This is a genomic window from Pseudomonas sp. Ma2-10 (assembly GCF_054330215.1).
In genome coordinates this window covers 118626-136931 of record NZ_JBTEYL010000006.1, presented here as the reverse complement: position 1 = coordinate 136931, position 18306 = coordinate 118626, and the positions used below count along the sequence as shown (strand labels likewise).

Below are 18306 nucleotides of genomic sequence, written 5' to 3'. Positions count from 1 at the left end.
CGGATTGGGCTTTTGACGTTATAGAGGCATCACTTCCCCGCTTGATCCCCCGATAGTCGTTCGACGCCGGCAAAGCCGATTTGCTAGAGTGCGCCGCTGTCTTATCCAGAAAACACCCTTGCGATGCTGCCCCGCGCCGAACAGAAACAACAGACCCGCAACGCCCTGATGGACGCTGCCCGCCACTTGATGGAATGCGGCCGAGGATTCGGCAGCCTGAGCCTGCGCGAAGTCGCCAGAACCGCCGGGATCGTGCCCACCGGTTTCTACCGGCATTTCGCCGACATGGATGAACTGGGCCTGGTGCTGGTGAGTGAAGTCGGTCAGACCTTTCGCGAAACCATTCGCCTGGTGCGCCACAACGAGTTCGTCATGGGCGGCATCATTGATGCCTCGGTGCGGATCTTTCTCGACGTGGTCACGGCCAATCGCTCGCAGTTCCTGTTTCTCGCTCGCGAGCAGTACGGCGGCTCGCTGCCGGTACGGCTGGCCATCGGCCGTTTGCGTGAAAACATCAGTTCGGATCTGGCGGCCGACTTGTCCTTGATGCCGAAACTGCAACACCTGGAGATTGCCGGCCTGAGTGTCATGGCTGATCTGATTGTTAAAAGCGTGTTCGCGACCTTGCCGGACATCATTGATCCGCCGGCGCAGGCATTGCCCGAGCATCTGACGCCGCAGGCGAAAATCACCCAGCAGTTGCGCTTTATCTTTATCGGCCTGAAACATTGGCAGGGACTCGGCAGCACTGAGTAGCCACTGATGATCGTTCCCACGCAGCGTGGGAACGATCTGGAGCACCGCCTGCGCACCAACTTTGCGCACAACCCTCCCCGCACGCACCAATCCCAGCCAAAGCCCGCAACTTCCTGAATCATCCACCTCCATTCCGTCAGGCATTTCCTACGTATCACCCGATTGGCAAGCCCCTTGCTCTAGCCTAAGCATTGTCCATTGCTGGAAGCCTTCCGATGCTGGTGATTCATCGCAGAATCGACCCTCAACCCGTCTGGGCCGCCGAGTTGCACCTGACCTTTGAAGCCCGAAGCAAAAGCCGTTTGCGCTGTTTCAGTGCCGAGGGTGAAGACGTCGGGTTGTTTTTGGAGCGCGGTCAGCCACCACTGTATGACGGCGAGTGCCTGCAAGCCGAAGACGGACGCATCGTCCGCATCTGCGCCCGGGCCGAGCAACTGCTGCACGTCATTTGCGCCAATGCTTTCGAGCTGACTCGCGCCGCCTATCACCTCGGCAACCGCCACGTCGCCCTGCAAGTTGGCGATGGCTGGTTGCGCCTGCTCGACGACTACGTACTTAAAGCCATGCTCGAACAGCTTGATGCCAAGGTCGAGCACATCGAAGCGCCGTTCCAGCCGGAACACGGCGCCTACGGCGGTGGCCACCACCATTCGCGTCACGGCGACGAAGACTTTAACTACCCGCCGAAACTGCACCAGTTCGGCGTGCGGCTATGAACCCAGCCTGGGCGCTATTGCGCCTGGCCAGTCCGCAGTTGCCGATAGGCGGTTACAGCTATTCCCAAGGTCTGGAAATGGCTGTGGATACCGGCCGCGTCAACGACTCCAATAGCGCCCGGCGCTGGATTAGTGATCAGTTGCTGCTGAACCTTGCTCGTTTCGAAGCGCCATTGCTGCTCGCCCATTGTGTGGCAGCGGCAGAAGAAAACTGGGCCGAACTGCTGCAACGCTGCGAAGAACATCGCGCCAGCCGGGAAACCCGCGAGTTGCATCAGGAAAGTCGGCAGATGGGTTATTCGTTGCAGCAACTGCTCAACGGTTTGCCTGAGCTTGATGCGCCGGCCCGCGCCTTTCTTGAACAACGTCCCGAGCCGCACCTGGCCCTGGGCTGGGCGCTGGCCGCTCGCGCCTGGAGTATCAGCCCGCAGGACGCCCTGGCGGCGTGGCTCTGGAGTTGGCTGGAAAACCAACTGGCGGTGCTGATGAAAACCCTGCCGCTGGGTCAGCAAGCCGCGCAACGCCTGACCAGCAAACTGCTGCCGCTGCTGCAGGAGGCTCAGCAGAACGCTACCCGAATCAACCCCGAACACTATGGCAGCACTGCTTTCGGCCTGTCCTTGGCGTGCATGGCCCATGAGCGTCAGTACAGCCGCCTGTTCCGTTCCTAGGGCCTTTTAATTTGGAGAATCACATGAACACACAACCTCTGCGCGTCGGCATCGGCGGTCCGGTCGGTTCCGGCAAAACCGCTCTGACTCTGGCTCTGTGCCTGGCTCTGCGCGACCGCTACAACCTGGCAGTGGTCACCAATGACATCTATACCCGCGAAGACGCCGACTTTCTGGTGCGCAACGAAGCCCTGGCGCCGGAGCGGATCATCGGGGTGGAAACCGGCGGTTGCCCGCACACAGCAATTCGCGAAGACGCCTCGATCAACCTCGAGGCCGTGGACCAACTGAACCGCCGCTTTCCGGGGCTGGACCTGATTCTCGTGGAGTCCGGTGGCGACAACCTGTCTGCCACCTTCAGCCCGGAACTGTCCGACCTGACCATTTACGTGATCGACGTCTCGGCCGGCGACAAGCTGCCGCGCAAGGGTGGGCCGGGGATTTGCAAATCGGATTTGCTGGTGATCAACAAAATCGACCTCGCGCCACTGGTGGGTGCATCCCTGGAACTGATGGACAGCGACACCCGGCGCATGCGCAACGGCAAGCCGTTCGTTTTCAGCAACCAGAAAACCGGACTCGGCCTGGAACAAATCATCGCGTTCATTGAACGCCAGGGCCTGCTGACAGCGGCGTGAACACGATCAACTTTTATCAACAAGGAAGCTTATCCATGACACTTAAACGCATTCTGGGCGCCATGACCCTGCTGCTGGCCCCGTCCATTGCCTTCGCTCACCCGGGGCATGGCGACAACGGTTTGATCGCCGGCATCAGCCACCCGGTCGGTGGACTCGATCACTTGCTGGCAATGGTTGCGGTCGGTTTGTGGGCGGCGCAGCACAAAGGCGCTGCACGCTGGGCGCTGCCGTGCACATTCGTCGGCATCATGCTGATCGGTGGATTGCTGGGGTTTGAAGGGCTGAACCTGCCGGCGCTGGAGAGCGCGATTGCGGCGTCGGTGCTGGCGCTGGGTCTGGCGGTGGCTTTGGCCGTGCGACCGCCACTGGGCCTCGCCGTTGCGGCAACCGCTTTGTTTGCGCTGTTCCATGGGGTGGCGCACGGGCTGGAGGTGCCGCAGCTGTCCAGCCCCTGGGCGTATGCGGCGGGTTTTGTAGCGGCGACGGCGGCGTTGCATGGATTGGGTTACGCCGTAGTGCGAGGGTTGCCGCAAGCGGCGGCGCCGTTGGTTCGACTGGCGGGTGCGGCTTCGGCGGCGACTGGCGTGTGGTTGTTGGCGGGCTAAGTCAGCCAGGATCGTTCCCACGTTCCGCGGCTCTGCGTGGGAATGCAGCCCGGCGCGCTCACTCTGCTAACATGTCGCGCAATCAACCCTGCCGTGACGACGCCAGCCAATGCCGCCTGTTTCCCGCTCTGCCTCCCAGCCTGAATTGACCGCTCTGTTTGCTTCGGTGCAACAGCACTTCCAGGACGTGATCGTGCCGCTCTGGCAAGGGCCCGGCTGGAATGCCGACATGGCGCTGCCCTATGAAGCGCTGGACGCCGAGCACCAACCGCTGCCGCCCCAACGCTACCGGGCCATGGCCTGCGCGCGGCAGCTTTACCTGTTTTCCAGCCTGATCGGCCAGGTACCGGCCGCCGAAGAGCGCGCCGCAGCGCTGTTCCGTTCCTTGCAGCAGCATTTCCACGATGCCGAGCATGGCGGCTGGTTCTACAGCGTCGACCCACAGGGCGCGCCACTGGATCAGCGCAAAGACCTCTACACCCACGCGTTCATCCTGTTCGCCTGCGCGCATTATTGGGACAAGGTTCGCGAACCGCTGGTGGAATCGGTGCTCAACGCCGTACTGAAAGTGCTCGCGCAGCGCTTCGCCACAGGCGACGGCTTGTACGAAGCCAGCCTCGACCGTGACTGGTCTTCGCTCAAATCAGGCCCGCTGCAAAATCCCCTGATGCACTTGGCCGAAGCCTTCCTCGCCACGCTGTCGGTGAGCAAAGACGTCGCCGTGCAAGACGCGCTCATCGAGTTATGCACAGCGATGCAGAAGCGTTTTATCGACCCGCAACACGGTGTGTTGATGGAAAAACCGCTGGCAGCTGTGGATAACTGGTTTGAACCTGGGCATCAGTTCGAATGGTACTTTTTGCTGGAGTCGTCTTCGTTGCTGCGCGGTTCGACACTCCACGCTTCTCTGGAACGCGCCTTTGCATTCACCGAACAGCTGGGTGTCGATCAACAGACCGGTGCTGTGCGGGCCATGCTTGACCTGGAACCGAACGGCCCACCTCGGGATGCTACGCAGCGAATCTGGGCTCAGGCGGAATACCTGCGTGCCCTGACCTTGCGGCCAGACAGCGAGGCCGCGGTGCTGCGCCAATTGCAGGCGTTGCAGCAGCGTTCTCTGCATGCAGGGGGCTGGTATGAGTGCCGGGACGAGAACGGTGACGTGACACGCCGGGACATGCCATCGACCACGCCTTATCACTTGGCCACCTGCTACCGCGGATTAGCCGACTATCTTCGCTGATTGATGGATCGCTATCGCGAGCAAGCTCGCGACAGGCCGATTGGCGAACTTAAACCTCGCCAGCCTTACGCTCAATTGCAAACCCACTCCACGTCTGGCTCACCGGCATCAGTTCCAGGCTGTTGATGTTGATGTGCGCCGGCGCGTTGAGCACCCAGAAAATGGTATCGGCGATGTCTTGCGGCTGGATCGGCTCGGCACCGGCGTAGGTCGCGTTGTAACGTTCCTGGTCACCGGCGAAACGCACCAGTGAGAACTCGCTTTCGCACAGGCCCGGCTCGATATTGCTGACCCGCACGCCCGTACCTTGCAGGTCGCAGCGCAGGTTCAGGGAGAATTGTTTAACGAATGCCTTGCTCGCGCCATACACATGGCTGCCCGGGTACGGGTAGTTGCCGGCGATGGAGCCGAGGTTGACGATGCCGGCGCCACGACCGTGAGCAATCAGACGCGGTAACAACAGACGAGTGCTGTACATCAGGCCTTTGATGTTGGTGTCGACCATGGTGTCCCAATCGTCGAGGTCACACTTGGGCGCCGGGTCAGCCCCCAGCGCCAGCCCCGCATTGTTGATCAGCCCGCGCAGTTTGGCGAAAGACGGCGGCAGGCTGGCAATCGCCTCTTCCATGGCCTTGCGATCACGCACATCGAGCACCAGGCCATGGACCTCGGTCTGCTTCGACAACTCGGCGCACAGCGCATTGAGGCGCTCTTCACGACGGCCGGTCAGCACCAGTTTCCAGCCGGCTTCGGCAAAACGACGGGCGCAGGCTTCACCAAAACCGGAGGTCGCGCCGGTAATAAACAGGGTGTTGGACATCGTGTTCTCCTTGCTTCGGCTGATCGGCAGCCACTGGAATAGAAAATCAGCAGGCAGCATGCCCGGCCTTGCCCACAGCGGCAACTACCGCAGAAGCTGTACAAAAAACGATCAAACGTTGCCAAGCCTTGCCATCCGTGGCTTTCAGCTATGTACGCGCACCTTATCCACAGGCCGGTCCACAGTTTCCGGGGGCAAGTGGAAATGCTGCAAGCCGCTGCACACAAGGCTTTGCGGGCAAATTGGAAATTTTTTTGCTTGACCCTGGAACGCCGGCTGTGTAGCCCGTGGCATTTTGCACGATTGACCGGTCATACCGACGATGGCGCCAAGCCAGTAACTACGGCCTTCAGCCGAGTCTTTCCAGAGTTTAACCACAGACTTATCCACAGGCCGCCGCACTCCATTTCGGTCCGTTTTCGTCACCAACAAAAAGGTTGACAAAGCCCGCTCGCAGTCTTGCAAAAACGCCTGATCAAAAAACAACCACATCTCTGCAAGCCACGGTTTCAAAGGCTTTCAGCCAGCTACTCCCACGTTATTCACAGCCAGTTCCACAGCAAACGGGGACAAGTCAAAACCGTGACAAAACAACTATTTGCAGCGGCTTTATGTCGCGGTTTGAGAGCTTGTGAATATTGTTTTCCACAATTTCAAAAATCTTTATGACCGACATAAAAAAACGCCCTGACGTGAATGCGCCAGGGCGTTTTTTATGTGCTCAGCCGTTTAGTGGCCGCCGAGATAGGCGTTACGCACTTCCTCGTTAACCAGCAGCTCCTTGCCGGTGCCCGTGAGGCGGATTTCGCCGTTGACCATCACGTACGCCCGGTCCGACAGTTTGAGGGCGTGGTTGGCGTTCTGCTCTACCAGGAAGATGGTCATGCCGGTCTTGGCCAGTTCCCGCAGGGTCGCGAAGATCTGTTTCACCACAATCGGTGCCAGGCCCAGGCTCGGCTCGTCAAGCAACAGCAGTTTCGGCCGGCTCATCAACGCACGGGCGATGGCGAGCATTTGCTGCTCGCCGCCGGACATGGTCATCGCCCGCTGGTTGCGCCGCTCTTCGAGTCGCGGGAACAACTCAAACATACGTTGCATGTCTTCCTTGGCGTACTTGTCACCGATAGGGATGGTGCCCATCAGCAGGTTTTCCTCGACAGTCATGTCGGGGAACACCCGCCGGCCTTCCGGCGATTGAGCGATGCCGTGGGACGCGATGTAGTGGGACGACTTTTGAGTGATATTCACACCCTGATAAATGATCTGCCCGTCAGCCGCCCGTGGCTGGCCAAAGATCGACATCAACAGGGTCGATTTACCGGCGCCGTTGGAACCGATCAGGCTGACCGTTTCACCTTCATTGATGTGCAGCGAGACTTTTTTCAGGGCCTGGATCGGCCCGTAAAACACGTCCAGTTCCTTCAGTTCGAGGATGGGTTGGCTCATAGCACCACTTCCTCTTCATCGGCGCCCAGGTAGGCCGCAATCACTTTCGGATCGTTACGAATCGCGTCAGGGCCGCCCTCGGCGATGACGATGCCGTGGTCCAGCACCACGATGTGGTCGGAAATGCTCATTACCATGCCCATGTCGTGTTCGATCAGCACCACGGTCAGATCGTGCTCGTCGCGCAGCAGCCGGATCATCGCGCTCAGCGCTTCGGTTTCCTGAGGGTTGAGGCCGGCGGCCGGTTCGTCGAGGCAAATGATCTGCGGCCGGGTGCACATGGCCCGGGCAATTTCCAGACGACGTTGCTGGCCGTAGGACAGTTCACCGGCCAGACGGTTGGCGCAATCCACCAGGTCCACCACCTCCAGCCAGTAGAACGCGTGGTCCAGCGCATCGCTTTCGGCTTTGCGATAACCCTTGGTGTTGAGGATCCCGGCCAGCATGCTGCGGTTGATCCACATGTGTTGGGCCACCAGCAGGTTTTCCAGCACCGACATTTCCTTGAACAGGCGAATGTTCTGGAACGTCCTCGCCAGGCCGGCACGATTCACCAGGTGGGTTCCGCCGAACATCTTGTAGTACATCCGACTGACAAAGGATTTCGGCGAGACGAAATCGGTTGGTTTGAACGATTCGCCCAACAGCTTGATAACGTTGGTTTGCTCACCACGCACGTTGAGTTCGATCTTGCCGCCCGAGGCCTTGTAGAACCCGGTCAGGCAGTTGAACACGGTGGTCTTGCCGGCGCCATTGGGGCCGATCAGGGCGAAGATCGAGTTGCGCTTGACCTTCAGACTGACATCGTTCAACGCCTTGATGCCGCCGAAGTGCATCATCAGCTTCTCTACCGAGAGTACGACTTCGCTCATGGCGCTACTCCTTTGCGCGGGGTCACACCGGTACGGCTGACCCGAATCAGGCCGCGCGGTCGCCAGATCATCATCAACACCATCAGGATGCCGAACAGCAGCACGCGATATTCCGCGAAGCCACGCAGCAGTTCCGGGGCGACGGTCAGCACGAATGCCGCAATCACCACGCCGATGGTCGAGCCCATACCGCCGAGTACCACGATGGCGAGGATCAATGCCGATTCGAAGAAGGTGAACGAGGTCGGGTTGACGAAGCCTTGATAGGTGGCGAAAAACACACCGGCCAGACCGGCCGTCGATGCACCGATGGTGAACGCCGAAAGCTTGACCAGTACGTGGTTCAGGCCCATGGAGCGGCAAGCGATTTCATCTTCACGCAAGGCCTCCCAGGCGCGACCGACCGGCATGCGAGTCAAGCGGTGCTTGACATGCAATACGAGCAATACCACCAGGAACAACACCGCGTAGATAAAGTAGTACTTCACGTCCGGGTTATAGGCGATGCCAAAGTACTCATGGAACGGCACCCCGCCCTCTTTCGCCCTTTTACCGAATTCGATGCCGAAAAACGTTGGCAACGGAGCGGCCATGCCATTCGGGCCGCCGGTCAGGGACAGCCAGTTATTGAGGATCAACCGGATGATTTCACCGAAACCCAGGGTCACGATCGCCAGGTAGTCGCCGTGCAGACGCAGCACCGGAAAACCGAGGATGCAACCGGCCAGCCCCGCCGTGATCGCCGCCAGTGGCAGCACCGTCCAGAAACCCAGCCCCAGGTATTGATAACCGAGTGCGAGCCCATAGGCACCGATGGCGTAGAACGCCACGTAGCCGAGGTCGAGCAGGCCGGCCAGGCCGACCACGATGTTCAGCCCCAGGCCCAGCAATACATAGATCAGCCCGAGGATGACCACACCCAGCAGGTACGAGTTGGAGAAAAACGGGAACACCACGGCGATGACGATCACCAGTGGGATGATCCAGCGCAACCGGGTTTTATAATCGGGCGGCAGAACATGCACCCCGGAGCTGGTGCTTTCAAAGCCTTCAAGAATTTTCAGACCCTTGGGGGTTTGCAAGAACAGGCTCAAGGCGAAGCGGCCGGCCATGACGATGGCGACAATCCAAGCCACCCGGGTCGTTTCCAGGTTGAAGTCGTAGCCGTCGAGGACCACGCCGACAATCGGGCCGAACACAATCAGGGCCACAAGGCCCGCAAGAATCGCGTCAACCAGGCTTTTTTTGAGATCAATGGTTTTTTTAGTGGTTGAAGACATCGCTTACACCTTCGACACAAGAGGACGGCCGAGCAGGCCTTGAGGCCGAAAGACCAGAACAAGAACGAGCAGCGAGAAGCTGAAAACGTCTTTGTAGTCCGAGTTCACCAAACCTGAGAACAGTGATTCGGAGATCCCCAGAATAATCCCGCCAAGCATGGCGCCCGGCAGCGAACCGATCCCGCCGAGTACTGCGGCAGTGAACGCTTTGATCCCGATGATGAAGCCTGCGTAGAAGTCGAACGTGCCGTAGTTCATGGTAATCAGCACGCCGGCCAGGGCCGCCATCGCTGCACCGATGATGAACACGTAGGAAATCACCCGGTCGGTGTTGATCCCCAGGATCGAGGCCATCTTGCGGTCTTGCTGGGTGGCGCGGCACATACGGCCGAGCTTGGTGTACTTGATGATGTAGGTCAGCAGGGCCATCCCGGCAAACGCTGCGACCAGAATGAAGATCTTGGTGTAGGTGAGCTGGACGAAGCCGGTTCCGATGTCAACTCGCCACGCACCGGTCAGCAATGTGGGTACACCCTGTTGGCGGGCGCCCTGGGCGATCTGTGCATAGTTTTGCAGGATCAACGAAATACCGATGGCGCTGATCAGCGGTGCCAGTCGCGTAGAGTTGCGCAACGGTTTGTAGGCAACGCGCTCGATGACCCAGCCATACACCGCCGTGACGATGATGGTGAAGATCAATGTGCCGAGCATCAGCAGAGGGAAGGATTCAATACCGAAGTAAGCCAGCAGAGCCAGACTGATCGCCGCGAGGTAAGCGGAAATCATGTAAACCTCGCCGTGGGCGAAGTTGATCATGCCGATGATGCCATAGACCATTGTGTAGCCGATGGCGATCAGGCCATAGACCGACCCGAGGGTCAGGCCGTTGACCAGTTGCTGCAGGAAAATACCATCCATAACGCAATCTCACGCATTTGAGAGACTGCACAAAAGCCGTGTACGACGGACCGGGGTTCAGCCGCCGGCGCAACACGGTTGTGTGCAGCTCTACGAGAAAAGACAGGTACTGCACGGACATGTTGATTGAGTGCCCGGCGCACGAAACCCCGGGCAATCAGCAGTTCATATCACTTCTGTTTTTCCAGTTGGTGGTATTTGCCGTCCTTGTCCCACTGGTAAACCACGTAGTCGGAGACTTTCAGGTCGCCCTTGGCGTCCCAGGTCTTCTCGCCCATCACGGTTTGGACCTTGTTGGCTTTCAGCCATTTGGCAGCTTCCTCGCCCTTGTTGGACTTGGCGCCATTGAAGGCCGCTGCCAGAGCCTGGACCGAAGCGTAGGCGTACAGGGTGTAGCCTTCAGGCTCGGTGCCATTTTTACGGAACTCATCCACTACCGTCTTGCTGTCGGGCAGCAGGCGTGGGTCGGCGCCGAAGGTCATGTACACGCCATCAACGTTCTGCGGGCCACCGGCGGTGGTCACCAGTTCGTCGGTCACGATGCCGTCATCAGACATGAACTTGACGTCTTTGAGGCCCTGTTCACGCAGTTGGCGAACCAATGGGCCGGCTTCCGGGTGCAAACCGCCGAAGTAGACTACGTCGGCACCGGCCGCACGGATCTTGGTCACCACGGCGCTGAAGTCTTTTTCGCCGCGGGTCAGGCCTTCGTACAGCACCGGCGTTACGCCGCGCTTGAGCAGTTGCGCCTTGGTGGCGTCCGCCAGACCTTGGCCGTAGGTGTCTTTGTCGTGCAGAACCACGACTTTCTTGCCTTTGAGCACGTCGACGATGTAGTCGCCGGCCACAATGCCTTGCTGGTCGTCACGACCGCACATACGGAACATGGCAGCCAGGCCGCGCTCGGTAACCTGTGGGTTGGTGGAGCCTGGAGTGATCGCGATGATGCCCGCTTCGTCGTAGATCTCCGAAGCCGGGATCGTCGAGGAGGAACAGAAGTGACCGACTACGCCAGCGACTTTCTGGTTGGTCAGGTCCTTGGCGACCGTTACAGCCTGTTTCGGTTCGCAGGCGTCATCGCCTTTGACCAGTATGATTTTTTCCCCGTTTACGCCGCCCGCTGCGTTGACCGCATCGGCCGCAGCCTGCGCCCCCTTCATGTACTGCTCGCCAAATGCCGCGTTGGCGCCTGTCATCGGTCCCGCCACACCGATTTTCACATCAGCGTGTGCAAAAGCAGAAACACCCAACGCAGTTGCCACTGCGAGGGCCAGAAAGCCTTTCTTGTAAAACGTCTGGGACATGAGGTGGTGCTCCAAGGTTTTTTTTAGTTGGCACTGCGACTTCCTGAATGCTTAGAGCAAGGGCCGTGCCATCGGTTTTTTATTCTGAAAAAAGTCGCTGCTTTATTGTTATTTCGACTGTTTTGATCCCATTTTCATTGGGCGTGCAACCGTCTAAACCGCGGAAGGTGAAACCATTTATTTTTAAAGGCGCAACCAGAGCGAGCCATCATTGCAACCGCAGCGCCAAACGACGTGCAACCAGCCTGTAACAACGTGCGTCACCGAAGTGCACACTGCTGGTGCGAAACTGCTACAACCCGCACCTTTTACAGGCTAGTCGCTGCGCGAAAAAGCGCCGCTTTCAGCAACAAATTTCAACAATCAAATAACGATCCGCAGGCACTGGCCTGCGTGATACAGCGAAAATCCGGCCTCGTACAGACAACTGCGCAACCCCACGCCCGCCAATGGCTGCATGGGCGCAAAGGGAATCGGCAGTGCTTGAGGATTTCCGTCACACAGATAATCGGCAAAGGCTTTGCCGACGACAGTGCCAGTAGTGACCCCTCGGCCGTTGTAACCGGTGACGGCCACTAAACCGGGCGCCGGCTCAAACAAACGCATCAAATGATCGGGGGTGAAGGCAATGCAACCGGTCCAGGTGCACTCCCATTCCACCGGTTTGAGATACGGAAAATAGTGCTGCTGAACCCGGTCGGCCCACGCTTTAAGGAACCAGGTCGGTTTCTGATTGCCATTACCGAGACTGCCTAGCAGCAGACGACCGTCCTTATCCCGACGAACACTGCTGAGGACCTGGCGGGTGTCCCATGAACCCTGGCCACCCGGGAGAATTTGCTGCGCAGCCTCTTCGGTAAGCGGGACCGACGCCACTTGATAGTAATAACCGGGGAAGAAGTTGCGCCGCAATTGCGTCCAGTCACCTTCGGTGTAGGCGTTAGAGGCAATTACGACTTGCTCGGCAAGCACCGAACCCTGAGCGGTGTGTACCGACCAGCGCTGACCCTGACGTTCGAGTCGGGTCACCGGGGAATGATCGAACAACTGACCGCCGAGACCGATGGCCGCGCTGGCCAGCCCCGTCGTGTAGGCCATTGGGTTGATCGTGCCGGCACGCCGATCAAGCAGTGCAGCGGCAATCTTTTTGGTGCCCGTTGCTTGTTCGCAGGCCTGGCCGGTCAGCAGTTCGACCGGCGCGCCACGACGTTTCCATTGTTCTTCACGACTGCGCAAATCCGCTTCGCCACGGGCGTTGTGCGCCATGTGCAACGTGCCTTCACGGCGTAACTGGCAATCGATGTTGTACTTATCCACAAGGCTGAACACCAGGGACGGTGCTGCACCGAGCATGCGATTAAGCTGACTGCCGACCGCCTCGCCGAATCCGGCTTCGATCTCGTCCGGTGGAATCCACATCCCGGCATTGACCAGCCCGACGTTGCGCCCCGAACCGCCATGACCGGCGCGATGGGCTTCCAGTACACAGACACTTTTGCCTTTTTCCAGCAGATGCACCGCCGCTGACAGACCGGTGAAACCGGCGCCGATGACGCAGACATCCACCGTCACCTCGCCCTTGAGCGCCGCATTGTCAGGCCTTTGCGGCGTCAGTTTTTCCCACAGACACTCTTCGCGTAACGGCATTGCCAGACTCCAATCAGAAACCTAACCAACACACCATTCATTGTGGGAGCGAGCTTGCTCCCACAGGGTTCTTCATGGGTTCAAGAACTGTGTTTAATCGAACGTAATGCCCTGGGCCAACGGCAACTCCAGCGAATAGTTCACGGTGTTGGTCTGACGGCGCATGTAGCCGCGCCATGCATCGGAGCCGGATTCACGACCGCCGCCCGTTTCTTTCTCACCGCCAAACGCCCCGCCGATCTCCGCGCCGCTCGGGCCGATGTTGACGTTGGCAATCCCGCAGTCGCTGCCCACCGCCGACATGAACTGCTCGGCTTCCCGCACGTCAGTGGTGAAGATGCACGACGACAGGCCTTGTGGCACGGCGTTGTTCAGGCGCAGCGCTTCGTCGAATGCCTTGTAACCCACCACGTACAGAATCGGCGCGAAGGTTTCGCTGCAGACCACATCGCTCTGCTCCGGCATTTCAACAATGGCCGGCGAGACGTAATAAGCATTAGGGAATTTGTCTTCCAGTTGACGCTTGCCGCCGAACACCCGGCCGCCTTCGCTCAAGGCCTGCTCCAGCGCGTCCTGCATGTTTTCGAAGCTGTGCTTGTCGATCAGTGGACCAATCAGATTGCCTTCCAGTGGGTTGCCGATACGCACTTTGGAGTACGCCGCTTTCAGGCGGGTGACGATTTCTTCTTTCACCGATTCATGGGCAATCAGGCGACGCAGCGTGGTGCAACGCTGACCGGCAGTGCCGACGGCGCTGAACAGGATTGCTCGTACGGCCATGTCCAGGTCGGCGCTTGGGCCGAGGATCATTGCGTTGTTGCCGCCCAGTTCCAGAATGCTGCGAGCGAAGCGTGCGGCGATTTTCGGCGCCACTTCGCGACCCATGCGGGTGCTGCCGGTAGCGCTAATCAGCGCGACACGCGGATCATCGACCAGGGCTTCGCCGGCATCACGACCGCCAATGATGACTTGGCTCAGGTGCGCAGGCGCGTCGCTGAAGTTCTTCAGTACGCGGTCGAACAGCGCCTGGCAGGCCAGGGCGGTCAGCGGGGTTTTCTCCGATGGCTTCCAGATCACCGGGTTGCCGCAGACCAATGCCAGCGCGGTGTTCCAGGCCCAGACCGCAACCGGGAAGTTGAACGCGCTGATGACGCCAACGACGCCCAGCGGGTGCCAGGTTTCGCGCATGTGGTGGCCAGGACGCTCGGAAGCGATGGTCAGACCGTACAACTGACGGGACAGGCCGACGGCGAAATCGCAGATGTCGATCATTTCCTGAACTTCACCCAGACCTTCCTGAGTGATCTTGCCGGCTTCCCAGGACACCAGTTCGCCGAGGTCGGCCTTGTATTCGCGCAAGATGTCGCCCAATTGACGCACCAATTCACCACGGCGCGGCGCCGGGACCTTGCGCCACAATTCGAACGCATGATCTGCACGACTGATGTGCTGCTCGACTTCAGCGGCGCCTTCCCAGTTCACTGCGGCGATCTGGCTGCCATCGATCGGCGAATGCACCGGCACTTTGCCGTTCTGGTACAGGGCCGGGTTAACACCAAGACGATCAAGCAATGCGGCAACCATGGGTCACTCCTCAAGCGAAAAACAGAAAACGTGCAGCCGGATTCATTCGGCTGATGAGGCCTGTAGTTTTAGCGCTCCCGACGTTACCCAACAAACGACCTTTAAGAGAGATATCATTCCGTTTATTCATGCTGTGAATTGCTGGTAAGAAAGAAACAAGAAAAAGGACAACCCATGCTGAATAAACGCTACTTGCCGTCGATCACTGCGCTGCAGTGTTTTGAGGCCGTAACACGGCATTTGAGCTTCACCCGGGCGGCTGAAGAGCTGAACCTGACCCAGAGCGCTGTCAGCAAACAGGTCGCGCAACTCGAAGAATTGCTGCAGCACCTGTTGTTCCGCCGGGTACGCCGTCGCCTGCAAATGACCCCGGCCGGTGATTTGTATCTGGTGGAGGTAAGAAAAATCCTCACGCAGGTCGAGATGTCGACCCACTACCTGCGCTCCTACGGAGGTGAAACCGAAGTCCTGCGCGTCTCGACGCCTCCGACCTTCGGCGCTCGCTGGCTAGTGCCCCGCCTGAAAGGCTGGCGTCTGCGCCATCCCTCGATCCATCTGGACCTGTGCAGTGAACAGGAAGCCGACGATCTGCTGCAAGGCCGCAGCGACCTGGCGTTCTACTTCGGCCAGGGCTCACGCCCCGGCGCTGAATGCCTGAAGCTGTTCAGCGAAGAGTTGGTGCCCGTCTGCGCACCGGGCAGTCAGCCGGACACGCCGCTCACCGATCCTACGCAACTCACCGACCTGGTCCTGCTGCAAAACGCCTCCCGGCCCCAGGCCTGGCACGACTGGTTTGACAGTCAGGGCTACCACACCGAACACAGCTACCACGGCCCGCGTTTCGAAACCTTTTACATGTGTATCCGCGCAGCCCAGGTAGGCTGCGGTGTAGCGCTGTTGCCGCGGTTTCTAGTGGAAGAGGAATTGGCCGACGGCAAACTGGTCATACCCTGGCAGCACGCAATGCCCAGCACCGATGCCTATTACCTGGCGTATCCGGAGCATTCAGCCGAAGTGCCGAAAGTGCGGGATTTTGTGAAGTGGATGTTGGAGCAGATTGATAGTCGCACGGCCTGATCGCCTGCGAAAAAAATCGCTGGCAATCCCCACCACTGATATGCGCCACTAACCCCATTCCTTGAAACAGCTGCAACGTCGCTGCCACGGGCCGCGGCCAGCCTGGAGAACCCCGTTATGAGCGAGAGCGTGTTTGGCGATCGCATCGTGCAGAACCTGCTCGACACCGACTTCTACAAACTGACGATGATGCAGGCGGTGCTGCACAACTACCCGAATGTGGAAGTCGAATGGGAGTTTCGTTGCCGTAACAGTGAAGATTTGCGCCCGTACCTGGCTGAAATCCGCTTCCAGATCGAGCGCCTTGCCGAGTTGAGCCTGAGCGCCGATCAATTGAGTTTCATGGAGCGCATCAGCTTCATGAAGCCGGATTTCCTGCGCTTTCTCGGGTTGTTCCGCTTCAATCTGCGCTACGTCCACACGGGTATCGAAAACGGCGAACTGTTCATCCGCCTGCGCGGGCCATGGCTGCACGTGATCCTGTTCGAAGTGCCGCTGCTGTCCATCGTCAGCGAAGTGCGCAACCGCTATCGCTACCGTGAAGTTGTCCTGGAACAGGCGCGTGAGCAGCTCTACCGCAAGTTCGACTGGCTCACCGCCAACGCCAGCGCGGAGGAATTGTCCGAATTGCAGGTCGCCGACTTCGGCACTCGTCGTCGCTTCTCGTACCGCGTGCAGGAAGAAGTGGTGAACGTGCTCAAGCACGATTTCCCCGGTCGTTTTGTCGGCACCAGCAACGTGCACCTTTCACGGGAGCTGGACATGAAGCCGTTGGGCACCATGGCCCACGAATGGATCATGGCCCATCAGCAACTCGGCCCCCGGCTGATCGACAGTCAGATTGCCGCACTCGACTGCTGGGTCCGCGAGTACCGCGGCCTATTGGGGATCGCCCTCACCGATTGCATCACCACGGATGCCTTTCTCAACGATTTCGACCTGTACTTCGCCAAGCTGTTTGACGGCCTGCGCCATGATTCCGGTGATCCGTTGCTCTGGGCGGAAAAGGCCATTGCCCATTACCACAAGCTCGGCATCGACCCGATGAGCAAGACGCTGGTGTTCTCCGACAGCCTGACGCTACCCAACTCCCTGGAGATTTTTCGAGCGCTGCGCGGCCGGATCAATGTCAGCTTTGGCATCGGCACCAACCTGACGTGCGATATTCCGGGTGTTGAACCGATGAGCATCGTGCTTAAAATGGCCGCCTGCAACGGCCAGCCCGTCGCAAAGATTTCTGATGAGCCTGGCAAGACTCACTGCAAAGACCCGAATTTCGTCGCCTATTTGCGACACGTTTTCAAAGTACCTGTCGCCCTTTCCAGCACATCAAGCACATCTAGCAAGGAGTGAATTCATGCAAGCCGAACAGCGTGAGATTGCTGAACAGCTCAAGGTCCAGCCGCCGTTCGCCGACCTGACCGCCCTCGAGGCTGAAGTCGCCCGGCGGATTACCTTCATCCAGGATTGCCTGGTCAATTCCGGGCTCAAGACCCTGGTGCTCGGCATCAGCGGTGGCGTCGATTCCCTGACCGCCGGCCTGCTGGCCCAGCGTGCCATGCGCGAACTGCGCACACGCACCGACGACAACAGCTACAAGTTCATCGCTGTGCGCCTGCCATACGAAACCCAGTTCGACGAACACGACGCCCAGGCCTCGGTCGATTTCATCGCCCCGGACGAGCGCCACACCGTGAACATCGGCCCGGCGGTCAAAGCCCTGGCCAGTGAAGTCGCGGCTTTTGAAGGCAAGCATGCAGTCTCGGTGGATTTCGTGCTCGGCAACACCAAGGCGCGGATGCGCATGGTCGCCCAATACACCATCGCCGGCGCGGCCCATGGCCTGGTGATCGGCACTGACCACGCGGCGGAAGCGGTGATGGGCTTCTTTACCAAATTCGGTGATGGCGCGTGCGACGTGGCGCCACTGAGCGGCCTGGTGAAAAATCAGGTCCGGGACATCGCCCGCAGCTTCGGCGCGCCGGAGTCGCTGGTGGAAAAAATCCCGACGGCCGACCTTGAAGACCTGTCGCCCGGCAAACCGGATGAAGCGTCCCACGGCGTGACCTACGCCGAGATCGACGCCTTCCTGCACGGCGAGCCGGTGCGTGATGAGGCGTTCAAGATTATTTGTGACACGTATAAGAAGACTCATCACAAGCGTGTGATGCCGTTCGCGCCTTGATTGAGCGAACAGACAGACACAAAAAAAGCGTCCAGATGGACGCTTTTTTTATGCGAACGATTGGATTACTTCAGGACAACAGTGCCTTTCATCATCGAGATGTGGCCAGGGAACGAGCAGAAGAAACCGTACTTCTCGGCAGCATCGAGCTTCGATACGTCGAAGGTCACCGAGTCGGTTTCCTTGGCACCGATGATTTTGGTGTGGGCGATGACGCGCGCGTCACCTTCCGGCAAGTAGTTCTTTTCGATGCCTGCGGCCAGGCCCGCGGTGGCGATCGGCTGCATGTCAGCCTCTTTGCTCAGCACCCAGTTATGGCCCATGACATTTTTCGGCAGGTTGCCGGAGTGTTTCAGCTCCACGGTGAACGTCTTGCAGCTCTTGTCGATGCTGATTTCCTTGGTATCGAAGGACATCTGGTCAGTCGAGTCGACAGTGACCTTGCACTCGGCAGCCATCAATTGGCTGCTGGCCAGTGTCAGCAGGGATACTGCAACAAGTTTGGCAAACATGGTGAATCTCCAAGGCAGGGTTAACAAAC

18 protein-coding genes are annotated in these 18306 nt (G+C 59.1%); 9 read left to right on the top strand and 9 right to left on the bottom strand.

From position 1 onward, the window contains the following. Window positions 1–123: 123 nt before the first annotated feature. From ACXPVS_RS10510 to ACXPVS_RS10485, 6 genes are all read left to right on the top strand, one after another. Window positions 124–756 (top strand): TetR family transcriptional regulator, encoded by a 633-nt coding sequence (locus ACXPVS_RS10510; RefSeq protein WP_458509867.1) that lies wholly within the window; start codon window positions 124–126, stop codon window positions 754–756. Window positions 757–971: 215 nt separating this feature from the next. Further along, window positions 972–1472 (top strand): urease accessory protein UreE, encoded by a 501-nt coding sequence (gene ureE, locus ACXPVS_RS10505; RefSeq protein WP_458509866.1) that lies wholly within the window; start codon window positions 972–974, stop codon window positions 1470–1472. Further along, window positions 1469–2143 carry an urease accessory protein UreF gene (locus ACXPVS_RS10500; protein ID WP_458509865.1) on the top strand — a complete coding sequence of 225 codons (675 nt, stop codon included), beginning with the start codon at window positions 1469–1471 and terminating at the stop codon, window positions 2141–2143. The genes ureE and ACXPVS_RS10500 overlap by 4 nt, the downstream gene beginning before the upstream one ends. Before the next feature lie 23 nt (window positions 2144–2166). Further along, window positions 2167–2781, top strand: coding sequence for an urease accessory protein UreG (gene ureG, locus ACXPVS_RS10495; RefSeq protein ID WP_458509864.1), 615 nt, complete (start codon window positions 2167–2169; stop codon window positions 2779–2781). A gap of 35 nt (window positions 2782–2816) precedes the next feature. Next, entirely contained in the window at window positions 2817–3389 is a 573-nt protein-coding gene (locus ACXPVS_RS10490; RefSeq protein WP_458509863.1) for a HupE/UreJ family protein, read from the top strand. A 109-nt stretch (window positions 3390–3498) separates the two neighbouring features. Then, window positions 3499–4632 carry an AGE family epimerase/isomerase gene (locus ACXPVS_RS10485; RefSeq protein WP_458509862.1) on the top strand — a complete coding sequence of 378 codons (1134 nt, stop codon included), beginning with the start codon at window positions 3499–3501 and terminating at the stop codon, window positions 4630–4632. A gap of 49 nt (window positions 4633–4681) precedes the next feature. Here ACXPVS_RS10485 and ACXPVS_RS10480 read toward each other — a convergent pair whose 3' ends face one another. From ACXPVS_RS10480 to amaB, 8 genes are all read right to left on the bottom strand, one after another. Next, window positions 4682–5452, bottom strand: coding sequence for an SDR family oxidoreductase (locus ACXPVS_RS10480; RefSeq protein WP_458509861.1), 771 nt, complete (start codon window positions 5450–5452; stop codon window positions 4682–4684). 729 nt (window positions 5453–6181) lie between these two features. Further along, window positions 6182–6898 carry an ABC transporter ATP-binding protein gene (locus ACXPVS_RS10475; RefSeq protein WP_458509860.1) on the bottom strand — a complete coding sequence of 239 codons (717 nt, stop codon included), beginning with the start codon at window positions 6896–6898 and terminating at the stop codon, window positions 6182–6184. Next, complete coding sequence (locus ACXPVS_RS10470; RefSeq protein ID WP_458509859.1) at window positions 6895–7770, bottom strand: ABC transporter ATP-binding protein; 876 nt, start codon at window positions 7768–7770, stop codon at window positions 6895–6897. Before ACXPVS_RS10470 ends, ACXPVS_RS10475 begins: the two co-directional genes overlap by 4 nt. Next, window positions 7767–9050 (bottom strand): high-affinity branched-chain amino acid ABC transporter permease LivM, encoded by a 1284-nt coding sequence (livM, locus tag ACXPVS_RS10465; RefSeq protein WP_458509858.1) that lies wholly within the window; start codon window positions 9048–9050, stop codon window positions 7767–7769. Before livM ends, ACXPVS_RS10470 begins: the two co-directional genes overlap by 4 nt. Before the next feature lie 3 nt (window positions 9051–9053). Continuing rightward, the gene (locus tag ACXPVS_RS10460; RefSeq protein ID WP_458509857.1) at window positions 9054–9968 is read right to left on the bottom strand and encodes an ABC transporter permease subunit; all 915 of its coding nucleotides are present in this window, start codon (window positions 9966–9968) and stop codon (window positions 9054–9056) included. Between the two features lie 170 nt (window positions 9969–10138). Next, the gene (locus tag ACXPVS_RS10455; RefSeq protein ID WP_458509856.1) at window positions 10139–11272 is read right to left on the bottom strand and encodes a branched-chain amino acid ABC transporter substrate-binding protein; all 1134 of its coding nucleotides are present in this window, start codon (window positions 11270–11272) and stop codon (window positions 10139–10141) included. 363 nt (window positions 11273–11635) lie between these two features. Then, the gene (gene amaA / locus ACXPVS_RS10450) at window positions 11636–12919 is read right to left on the bottom strand and encodes an L-pipecolate oxidase (RefSeq protein ID WP_458509855.1); all 1284 of its coding nucleotides are present in this window, start codon (window positions 12917–12919) and stop codon (window positions 11636–11638) included. A 93-nt stretch (window positions 12920–13012) separates the two neighbouring features. Then, window positions 13013–14503: an L-piperidine-6-carboxylate dehydrogenase gene (amaB, locus tag ACXPVS_RS10445; RefSeq protein ID WP_458509854.1), complete on the bottom strand. Its 1491-nt coding sequence runs from the start codon at window positions 14501–14503 to the stop codon at window positions 13013–13015. Between the two features lie 174 nt (window positions 14504–14677). Here amaB and ACXPVS_RS10440 point away from each other — a divergent pair, with 174 nt between their 5' ends. The 3 genes from ACXPVS_RS10440 to nadE all read left to right on the top strand — a co-directional run bounded on the left by ACXPVS_RS10440 (window position 14678) and on the right by nadE (window position 17765). Next, complete coding sequence (locus ACXPVS_RS10440; protein WP_458509853.1) at window positions 14678–15580, top strand: LysR family transcriptional regulator; 903 nt, start codon at window positions 14678–14680, stop codon at window positions 15578–15580. A 117-nt stretch (window positions 15581–15697) separates the two neighbouring features. After that, a complete protein-coding gene (gene pncB, locus ACXPVS_RS10435; protein ID WP_458509852.1) occupies window positions 15698–16933 on the top strand; it encodes a nicotinate phosphoribosyltransferase in 1236 nt (411 codons plus the stop codon). A 4-nt stretch (window positions 16934–16937) separates the two neighbouring features. Continuing rightward, on the top strand, window positions 16938–17765 hold the full coding sequence (gene nadE / locus ACXPVS_RS10430; RefSeq protein WP_458509851.1) for an ammonia-dependent NAD(+) synthetase: 828 nt from the start codon (window positions 16938–16940) through the stop codon (window positions 17763–17765). Window positions 17766–17830: 65 nt separating this feature from the next. On the opposite strand, the gene azu is transcribed toward nadE, so the two are convergent. Continuing rightward, window positions 17831–18277 (bottom strand): azurin, encoded by a 447-nt coding sequence (azu, locus tag ACXPVS_RS10425; RefSeq protein WP_458509850.1) that lies wholly within the window; start codon window positions 18275–18277, stop codon window positions 17831–17833. Window positions 18278–18306: the final 29 nt, after the last annotated feature.

Excerpts from the sequence above, each read along its gene's own strand:
- ACXPVS_RS10510 (WP_458509867.1), top strand. The coding sequence starts at position 124 with ATGCTGCCCCGCGCCGAACAGAAACAACAGACCCGCAACGCCCTGATG.
- ureE (WP_458509866.1), top strand. The coding sequence starts at position 972 with ATGCTGGTGATTCATCGCAGAATCGACCCTCAACCCGTCTGGGCCGCC.
- ACXPVS_RS10500 (WP_458509865.1), top strand. The coding sequence starts at position 1,469 with ATGAACCCAGCCTGGGCGCTATTGCGCCTGGCCAGTCCGCAGTTGCCG.
- ureG (WP_458509864.1), top strand. The coding sequence starts at position 2,167 with ATGAACACACAACCTCTGCGCGTCGGCATCGGCGGTCCGGTCGGTTCC.
- ACXPVS_RS10490 (WP_458509863.1), top strand. The coding sequence starts at position 2,817 with ATGACACTTAAACGCATTCTGGGCGCCATGACCCTGCTGCTGGCCCCG.
- ACXPVS_RS10485 (WP_458509862.1), top strand. The coding sequence starts at position 3,499 with ATGCCGCCTGTTTCCCGCTCTGCCTCCCAGCCTGAATTGACCGCTCTG.
- ACXPVS_RS10480 (WP_458509861.1), bottom strand. The coding sequence starts at position 5,452 with ATGTCCAACACCCTGTTTATTACCGGCGCGACCTCCGGTTTTGGTGAA.
- ACXPVS_RS10475 (WP_458509860.1), bottom strand. The coding sequence starts at position 6,898 with ATGAGCCAACCCATCCTCGAACTGAAGGAACTGGACGTGTTTTACGGG.
- ACXPVS_RS10470 (WP_458509859.1), bottom strand. The coding sequence starts at position 7,770 with ATGAGCGAAGTCGTACTCTCGGTAGAGAAGCTGATGATGCACTTCGGC.
- livM (WP_458509858.1), bottom strand. The coding sequence starts at position 9,050 with ATGTCTTCAACCACTAAAAAAACCATTGATCTCAAAAAAAGCCTGGTT.
- ACXPVS_RS10460 (WP_458509857.1), bottom strand. The coding sequence starts at position 9,968 with ATGGATGGTATTTTCCTGCAGCAACTGGTCAACGGCCTGACCCTCGGG.
- ACXPVS_RS10455 (WP_458509856.1), bottom strand. The coding sequence starts at position 11,272 with ATGTCCCAGACGTTTTACAAGAAAGGCTTTCTGGCCCTCGCAGTGGCA.
- amaA (WP_458509855.1), bottom strand. The coding sequence starts at position 12,919 with ATGCCGTTACGCGAAGAGTGTCTGTGGGAAAAACTGACGCCGCAAAGG.
- amaB (WP_458509854.1), bottom strand. The coding sequence starts at position 14,503 with ATGGTTGCCGCATTGCTTGATCGTCTTGGTGTTAACCCGGCCCTGTAC.
- ACXPVS_RS10440 (WP_458509853.1), top strand. The coding sequence starts at position 14,678 with ATGCTGAATAAACGCTACTTGCCGTCGATCACTGCGCTGCAGTGTTTT.
- pncB (WP_458509852.1), top strand. The coding sequence starts at position 15,698 with ATGAGCGAGAGCGTGTTTGGCGATCGCATCGTGCAGAACCTGCTCGAC.
- nadE (WP_458509851.1), top strand. The coding sequence starts at position 16,938 with ATGCAAGCCGAACAGCGTGAGATTGCTGAACAGCTCAAGGTCCAGCCG.
- azu (WP_458509850.1), bottom strand. The coding sequence starts at position 18,277 with ATGTTTGCCAAACTTGTTGCAGTATCCCTGCTGACACTGGCCAGCAGC.